Genomic DNA, 8,372 nt, shown 5'->3' with positions numbered 1-8,372 from the left:
CACCCTGACCGGCTGGCCCGGCCGCCTGCAGCGGCTTTTTGTGGCTGACTGAAGGCGGGGTCCCCCAAGGGAAGTTTTGGGGTGGCCCTGCCACCCCGGTGGAGGGGTTTGGGGAGGCAAAGCCTCCCCAATGGATTTACTGACGCGGCCCCATCGCCAAAATCCCGCCCCCTACCGCAAGAAACACGAGCACCGTCCCCATCCCCGCCTGCTGGCTGCCCGTGGCCTCGGTGACCGCGGCGAGCGCGGCCGGCCCGAGGAATCCCGTCACCCGGCCCGAGAGCGCGAAGAGGCCGAAATGCGCCGCCACCTCCTCCGGCGGGGCGAGGCGGGCCATCAGGGTGCGGGAGGCCGATTGCGCCGGCCCCATGAACAGCCCGAGCAGCAGGGCCAGCCCCCAGAACAGGTTTTTCTCAGTGGTCAGCACGAGGGCGAGGCCGAGCACGACCATGCAGCCCAGCGCCACAAGCACGGTGGGGCGGGCGCCCAGGCGGTCCTCCACCAGCCCGAAGCCGGCGGCGCCCAGCCCGGCGGTGATGTTCAGCGCGATGCCGAAGAGCAGGATTTCCTCGAACCCCATGCCGAAGCGCCCGGCGGCATAGATGGCGCCGAAGGCGAAGAGGGTGTTCAGCCCGTCCGTGTAGAACAGCCGGGCGAGGAGGAAGCGCGCCATGGCCGGCCGCCGCGGCAGGCCGCGCAGCACGCCGAGGATCTCCGCCAGCCCGCGCCGCACGGCCTCGCCCCAGGCTGGATGGGAGTCCGGGCGGGGCGGCGGCGGGTCCGGCAGGGCGAGCAGCACGGGCCAGCCGAAGGCCAGCATCCACACCGCCACCAGCACCGCCGTGGCGCGCAGATGCCCGGCGCTGGCGCGGTCCAGCCCGAGGGGGGAGGGGTCCGGCTGCACCAGCAGCACGAGGCAGAGCACGAGGCAGGCGAGCCCCCCCGCATAGCCCAGCCCCCAGGCGAGGCCGGAGATGCGCCCCAGCCGCTCCGGCGGCGCCACCTGGGGCAGCATGGCGTTGTAGAACACCGTGCCCAGTTCGAACCCCACCGTGGCGATGCCGACGCAGAGCAGCGCCCAGAGCGCCGAGCCCGGCCCCGGCGTGGCGAACCAGAGCAGCCCCGTGGCCAGCGCGGTGACGAGGGTGCAGAGCAGCAGCATGGCCCGCCGCCGCCCCCCGGCATCGGCCACCGCGCCCAGCACGGGGGAGAGCAGGGCGATGGCAATCCCCGCCAGCGTCTGCATCCAGCCCCATTGCGCCTGCCCCGTCGCCGGGTCCGCCGCGATGCCCTGGGTGAAATAGGTGGCGATGACGAAGGTGGAAACCACCGTGGGAAAGGCGCTGTTGGCCCAGTCATACAGCGCCCAGGCCCAGGCCTTGCGGGTCAGGGATGTGTTCATGGGCGGGGAGACTGCCCAAGGCCGGGGGACAGGCAAGACAAATGTTTTTGGAGAAATGTTCTTTTTTGAAAAAAAAGAACCAAAAAACTTTTTTCAGTTGGCGTCCCGCCTCAGGCCTGAAGCGGGACGCTAAACGGAAAGAAAGTCTTTTTGCTTCTTTTTCTTCAGAAAAAGAAGATTTTTATAGAAAACAATAAACTACACAACCCGCCCGATCTCCCGCGCCGCCACCGAGACGGCCGCGAGATCCGGCCGGCTGGCGGCTTCCTGGGCGAGGCGGCGGGTGGCTTCGGCCTCGGGCAGGGTGCCCTTGAGCGCGGCGGTGGCCAGCCGGGCCTGCGCCAGGGCGAGGTCCTCCAGCAGCGCGGCCTTGGCGCGCGGGCCGAAGGGGCCGTTGGCCGTGGCCTTCTGCGCCGCCTGCCGCAGGGCAGGCAGGGAGAAGGCCTCGCCCACCTCGCGCCAGGCGGCGGCGGCGCGTTCCGGCGCCACGCCGGCGGCGGTGGCAAGGCGGACGATGGCCGGGGCGGCCTCCAGCGCCGGGGCGGCGGCCACCAGCCGGGCCACGGCCTCCGGCAGGCCCTCGGCCTCCGGCGTCGCGGCGCTGGTCTCGGCGGCGAGCAGCCCGGCGATGCCGCTGTTCAGCGCGCCGAGCGCCTCGGCCAGCGGCAGCGCCGTCTCGGGCAGGCCGAGCAGCCCCTGGGCGGTGGCCGCCAGCAGGTGCCGCAGCGCCTGGAGCGCGGCGTGGCGGGTGGCGGCGGGGGCGGCGGCGGTATCGGCCTCGTCCATCCGCGCGCCGAGGCCGAGCAGCCGCTCGGCCAGGATGACGGCGCGCGCCGCCTCGGCCGGGCCGGTGCCGGAGGCCAGCCGCGCCAGGCCCGCCGGGCCCATGCGGTTGGCCACCTCATTGGCCAGGATGGTGGCCAGCAATTCCCGCCGCAGCCGGTGCCGGGCGATATAGGGCGCGAAGTCCCGCCGCAGCGCGCTGGGGAAATAGCCCTCCAGCAGCGGCAGCAGGGCCGGATCATCCGGCAGGCTGCTGTGCTCGATCGCCTCGGCCAGCCAGAGCTTGGCGAAGGGCAGCAGGGCGGACAGCTCGGGCCGCGTCAGCCCCTCGCCGGCGGCGGCGCGCGCCTCCAGGCTGGCGGCATCGGGCAGGCCGGCCACGGCGCGGTCCAGCAGGCCGCTGGCCTCCAGCCGCGCCATCAGCATGGCCTGGGCAGGCAGGGCCTCCGCCCCCGCCTCGGCCTCCAGCGAGATGGCGAGCGACTGCTGCGCGTTGTCGCGCAGCACCAGGGCCGCCACCTCCTCCGTCATCGCCACCAGCAGCGCATCGCGCTGGCGCTCGGTCAGGGCGCCGCTGGCGCGGGCATCGGCCAGCAGGATCTTGATGTTCACCTCATGGTCCGAGGTCGAGACGCCGGCCGAATTGTCCAGCGCATCGGTGTTCAGCTTCACACCCTGGCCTTGGCTTTGTCCCTGGGCGCCGAGGCGCGCCGCCTCGATGCGCCCGGCCTGGGTGACGCCGAGATTGGCGCCCTCGCCCAGGATGCGGGCGCGGATCTCGCGGCCATCGACGCGGATGGCGTCATTGGCGCGGTCCCCGGCCTCCGCCTGGGTTTCGCTGGCGGCCTTCACATAGGTGCCGATGCCGCCGAAATAGAGCAGGTCCACCGGGGCGCGCAGGATGGCCTTCATCACCGTGGCCGGGTCGGGCTTCTCCGCCTCGATGCCGAGCAGGGCGCGCGCTGCGGGCGAGAGCGGCACGCTGCGCGCGTTGCGCGGATAGACGCCGCCGCCGGCGCTGATGACCTCCGGGTTGTAGTCGGCCCAGGAGGAGCGCGGCAGGGCGAAGAGCCGGGCGCGTTCCTCATAGGAGGCCGCCAGATCGGGCTCGGGGTCGATGAAGATGTGGCGGTGGTCGAAGGCGGCGAGCAGTTTTGTCTGCCGCGACACCAGCAGGCCATTGCCGAACACGTCGCCCGACATGTCGCCCACGCCCACCATGGTGAAGGGCGCGGCCTGGATGTCGTGGCCCAGCTCGGAGAAATGGCGGGCGATCATCACCCAGGCGCCCTTGGCGGTGATGCCCATGGCCTTGTGGTCATAGCCCTGGCTGCCGCCGCTGGCGAAGGCGTCGTCCAGCCAGAAGCCGTATTCCCGCGCCAGGCCATTGGCGATGTCGCTGAAGGTGGCGGTGCCCTTGTCGGCGGCGGCGACGATGTAGGGGTCGTCCCCGTCACGGCGCACCACCTGGGGCGGCGGCACCACGGCCTCGCCCTTCAGGTTGTCGGTCACGTCCAGCATGCCGCGGATCAGCGTCTTGTAGGCGGCGATGCCGGTGGCCATGAAGGCTTCCCGCTCCGTCGCCGGCGGCACGCTGCCCTTCAGCACGAAGCCGCCCTTGGCGCCGGTCGGCACGATGACGACGTTCTTCAGCCGCTGTGCCTTCATCAGGCCGAGGATCTCGGTGCGGAAATCCTCCCGCCGGTCGGACCAGCGGATGCCGCCGCGCGCCACCGGGCCGGCGCGCAGGTGGCAGCCCTCCATATGCGGGGCGTGGACGAAGATTTCCCGCCAGGGCCGCGGCAGCGGCATCTCGCCCGCCGCCGCGCTGTCGATCTTCAGCGCCAGATAGGGCTTGTCCTGGAAGAAATTGGTGCGCAGCACGGCATCCAGCGCGGTGCGCAGCCGGGCGAGGATGCGGTCCGTGTCCGGGTCCTCCACCGCCTCGATCAGCGCGGCCCATTCGGTGGTGAGCGCGGCCTCCGCCTCGGCGCTGGCGGCGCCGGCAGAGGGGGCGGGGTCGAAGCGGGCGTGGAAGAGATCGACCAGCAGCCGCGCGGCGCGCGGATGCGCGGCCAGCGCCGCCTCCACCGAGCCCTGCGCGAAGGCGAAGCCCACCTGCTTCAGCCAGCGGAACAGGGCGCGCAGCAGCCAGGCCTCCCGCCAGGCGAGGCCGGCGCGCGCCACCAGGCGGTTGAAGCCATCGACCTCCGCCCGGCCCTCCTGCAAGGCGGCCAGCGCCTCCAGCAGGGCGGGGAAGCGGCTTTCCTCCAGTTCCGTGCCGGCCTCCAGCGAGAAGACATGCAGCACGGCGCGGGCCGGGCTGCCCTGGAGGCTCTTGGGGCGCAGGTGGAAGGGCTGTTCCTCGATGGCGCGCAGGTCCAGGCTCTCGAAGAGCGGCAGCGCATCGGCCAGCGGCAGCGGCCCGCCGGGATGGACGAGGCGCAGCGTCAGCGCGCGCGGGCCCTCGCCGGGCAGGCGCTCGATCCGCGCGGCGGGGCGGCCGGCGGCGAGCGCGGCCTCGGCCAGTTGCAGGTCGGCCACGGCGGTGGTGGCCGCCGCCGCCTCGGCATAGGCGGCGGGGAAGGCATCCGTCCAGCGCGCCAGGGTGGCGGCGGCGCGGGCCTCGCCCAGATCGGCCGTCAGTGCCTCGCCCAGGCGGTCGGTGAAGGGGCGGGCGGCCTGGGCCAGCGCCGCCTCCAGCGCCGCGTCATCCACCGGCGGCAGCGCCCCCGGCGTGGTGCCGATGATGTAGTGGACGCGCGCCAGCGCCGTGTCGCCCAGCGCGATGTGGAAGGCGGAGAGCCGCCCGGCGAAGGCGCGGGCCAGCATGGCGCCCACCTTCTCCCGCAGGCGGGTGTCGAAGGTGTCGCGCGGCAGCCAGGCGATGGCGGAGACGAAGCGCTCGAAGGGGTCGCGCCGGATGGAGAGCGCCGGGCGCGGGCGGATGAAGAGGTCGAGCGCGCGGTGGGCGCCTTCCAGGATGGAGGCCTCATCCGCCTGGAACAGCTCGTCGCGCGGCCAGGTGTCGAGGATGTTGCGCAGCGCGCGGCCATCATGGCTGTCCGGGTTGACGCCGGCGCGGGCCAGGATGCGCTCCACCTTGGCCGAGAGCCAGGGGATGCTGCGCGGGTTGCGGTTATAGGCCGAGGCGGCGAAAAGCCCGAGGAAGAGCCGCACCCCGGTGACATGCCCGGCCGCGTCCAGGATGCGGGTGGCCACCACATCGGCATGCTGCGGCCGGTGGACGCGGGCGCGCATATTCGCCTTGGCGATGGAGAGCGGCACCGGCAGCAGCAGCGAGGCGCGCACGGCGGGCGGGATGGCCGAGAGGTCGCGCAGCGCGTCGAAGACCGGCACGCCCTCATCCCGCAGCAGGCCGAGATGCTCCCCCGCCCGATCCTCTCCGGCACCGTCGGTGGCCTCACCGAACTGGATCAGCCGGTGGCCGAGGAAGACGAAATTATCCTCCGCCATCCAGCGCAGGAAGGCCTGCCCGGCGGCGGCCTCATGCCCGGCGGCGGCCAGTTCCCCCTCCGCCGCGCGGAGATGGGCGAGGATGGCGGGGTAGTCCTCCACCGCGCGGCGCACCTCGGCCATGGCGCGCTGCAGCGCGGCCTCGGTGGCCTCCCAGCCCTCGGCCGGGGCCTCGCCGCCGCCGAGCAGCCGGGCGGCGGCGGGGGCGATCTCCACATGCATCATGCTTTCCGCCGCGCCCTCCGGGGCGAAGCCGGACAGCTGCCCCGCCGCGTCGCGCGCCACGCGCAGCACGGGGTGGAGCAGCCGGCGCGGCGTGCGGCCGGAGAGGGTGAGGGCGGCCAGCACGCTGTCCACCAGGAAGGGCATGTCGTCGGTGACGATCTCGGCCACCGCCACGGCGCCGCGCCCGGGGCCGGGGGGGACGATGCGCACCTTCGCCGTGCCAGGCTTCCGCGCGGCGGCGAAGGCGTAGAGGCTGGCGGCGGCGGCGGCCAGGCGCTCGGGCGGCTCGGTGGCCAGCTCGGCGGTGGGCAGGCCCTCGGCCAGGTGGTGCAGCAGCGCCGCCGCCGACTCCGGCAGGGCCGGGGCCTGCTGCCGCAGCGCCTCCTCCGCGGCCCGCAACAGCTCCGCCCTGGCGCCGCGCTCGCGGCTCTGGCCTTCCGGCATGCCCAGACTCCTCGTGAGTGGTCCTTTCCGAAAATCGGCCAGGGCCGCGCCGGGTTCAAGCACCGGCGTGCCGTTTCGCAGTGCAGAATGCATAAAACTTCAGCGGCATCATGAGGGGGCTTTGCCCCCTCATACTCCCCCAGCAGGGGGCAGGGCCCCCTGCACCCGCCATCAGGGGAGACTCACAGATGGGTTTCCAAAGGCCTCAGGCCTTTGGTCGGGAGAGTCTGAGAGGGGCGAAGCCCCTCTCAGGAGCTGGTTTCTCCCCCGTGACCGGCGGCGCGCTCCGGGTCTATCCTGGCGGCATGATCAGCACGCTCGCCGACCTCCTCGCCCCCGTCACGCCGGAGCAGTTCTTCGCCGAGTACTATGACAAGCAGCCCCTGCATGTGCAGGGCGGCGCGGCGAAGTTCGCCTCCGTGCTCTCCTGGCGGCAGATCAACCGCCTGCTGGACCAGACGCATATCTGGTCCGGCCAGTCGCTGAAGCTGGTGATGGATGGCAACGCCGTCCCGCCGGAGCAGTATTGCGGCCGCGCCACCAGCCGCGACAACGCCGCCGTGATGCAGCCCGATGCCCGCATGGTGGCGGAATGGGTGAAGCGCGGCGCCTCGGTCGTGATGAACGACGTGGACAGCCTGACCCCCGGCCTCGTCGGTGTCTCCACCGCGCTGGAGGAGGCCGGGCTCGGCAAGGCCCAGGCCAATGTCTATATCTCCTGGCAGAGCCACAAGGCCTTCCCCGCCCATTTCGACACGCATGACGTCTGGGCCGTGCAGGTGGAGGGCGAGAAGACCTGGAACATCTGGGAAGGCCGGGCGGAGTGGCCGATCCCCCACCCCGTCTTCCGCAGCCTGGGCCAGGCGCATCATGAGCAGGCCAAGGGCAGGCTGCGCGGGCAGGTCACGCTCAAGGCCGGGGACCTGCTCTACCTGCCGCGCGGCTGGTACCATGACGCCCTGGCCGAGGCCCCGGCCTCCGTCCATGTCGCCTATGGCGTGCATGCGCCGCTCGGCATGGACCTCGTGAACATCCTGCTGGAGCGCGTGCTCTACGATGCCGAATTCCGCAAGCCGCTGCCGCGCCAGGATGGAACCGCCCCCGCCCGCTTCGCGTTGACCAGCCGCGCGGCGCAGCTCGGCCAGCGCCTCTCCGAACTGACGCGGGACCCCAAGGTGATGGAAGTGCTGGCCAAATTCGTGGCGGATTACCGTTACCGCCGCGGCGGCAACGACCTGCTGGCGGCGCGCGGCCTGGCCGCCCCCGCCGCTGCCGCCGGGGCGGAGGAGGGCGCGGCCTTCCGCGTCGCCCAGCCCGGCGCCAAGGCGGTGCGGCGCGGCGCCGAATGGGTGGTGAAGGCGCCGGCCGGGCCGCTCGCCCTCGCCCCGGCCGAGGCGGAGGCGGCCAACTGGCTGCTCGCCCGCCCCGATGGCACGGAGGCCGAGCTGCGCGCCGCCCACCCCGCCGTGGATGCCGCGCTGCTGCTGAGGCGCATGGTCGAATCCGGCCTGCTTGCTGCCGCATGAGGGCCCTGCTGCCGCTCCTGCTGCTGCCGCCGCTGCTGCTCTCCGCCGGGGCGGCGCAGGCGCAGCCGCGCGCCTTCAGCTGCGTCGGCGCCGAGCGGCTGGAGGATGACGTCTTCGAGGTGCGCTTCCCCCCCGGCAGCGCTCGCCCGGCCGAGGGCGCGCGCACCCCGGTGGCCACCGCCGCCGCCCTGGCCCGCGCCGAGCCGGGGCGCAATCTCTGCGTGCTCGGCCATGCGGTGCGCGAGGGCGGGCAGACCACCAGCACCCAGCTCGCCGCCCGCCGCGCGCGGGAGGTGGCGGAAATGCTCTCGGTGGGCCAGGGCATCGAGCGCGACCGCATCCGCGCCGAGGCGCGCAATCCGGGATTCAGCACCCGCACGGCCAACCGTGAGTCGCGCAGCGTGACCATCGTGGTGCTGCCGGCGCCGCCGGGTTCTCCAGCGGCCGCCGCGCCGCCGCCGCCCACCACCCTGGTGCCGGCGCCGGTCGGGCCGGCGGTGCCCGTGCCCATGCCC

General features: G+C 73.2%; 4 protein-coding genes. 2 read left to right on the top strand and 2 right to left on the bottom strand.

The features are described 5' to 3' along the window. Positions 1-136 precede the first annotated feature (136 nt). Positions 137-1,402 carry an MFS transporter gene (locus tag NON00_RS23210; protein ID WP_256025162.1) on the bottom strand — a complete coding sequence of 422 codons (1,266 nt, stop codon included), beginning with the start codon at positions 1,400-1,402 and terminating at the stop codon, positions 137-139. Positions 1,403-1,600: 198 nt separating this feature from the next. Next, a complete protein-coding gene (locus NON00_RS23205; protein ID WP_256025161.1) occupies positions 1,601-6,331 on the bottom strand; it encodes an NAD-glutamate dehydrogenase domain-containing protein in 4,731 nt (1,576 codons plus the stop codon). A 269-nt stretch (positions 6,332-6,600) separates the two neighbouring features. On the opposite strand from NON00_RS23205, the gene NON00_RS23200 reads away from it, so the two are divergent. Both NON00_RS23200 and NON00_RS23195 read left to right on the top strand, forming a co-directional pair. After that, entirely contained in the window at positions 6,601-7,857 is a 1,257-nt protein-coding gene (locus tag NON00_RS23200) for a JmjC domain-containing protein (protein ID WP_256025160.1), read from the top strand. Continuing rightward, a partial coding sequence (locus NON00_RS23195) for an OmpA family protein (protein WP_256025159.1) occupies positions 7,854-8,372 on the top strand: 519 nt, incomplete at its 3' end. The genes NON00_RS23200 and NON00_RS23195, both read left to right, overlap by 4 nt.

The organism is Roseomonas sp. GC11 (genome assembly GCF_024437745.1).
Classification (GTDB): Bacteria; Pseudomonadota; Alphaproteobacteria; order Acetobacterales; family Acetobacteraceae; genus Pseudoroseomonas.
The sequence above is the reverse complement of the archived record's forward strand: the minus strand, read 5'-3'. Positions and strand labels throughout refer to the sequence as shown.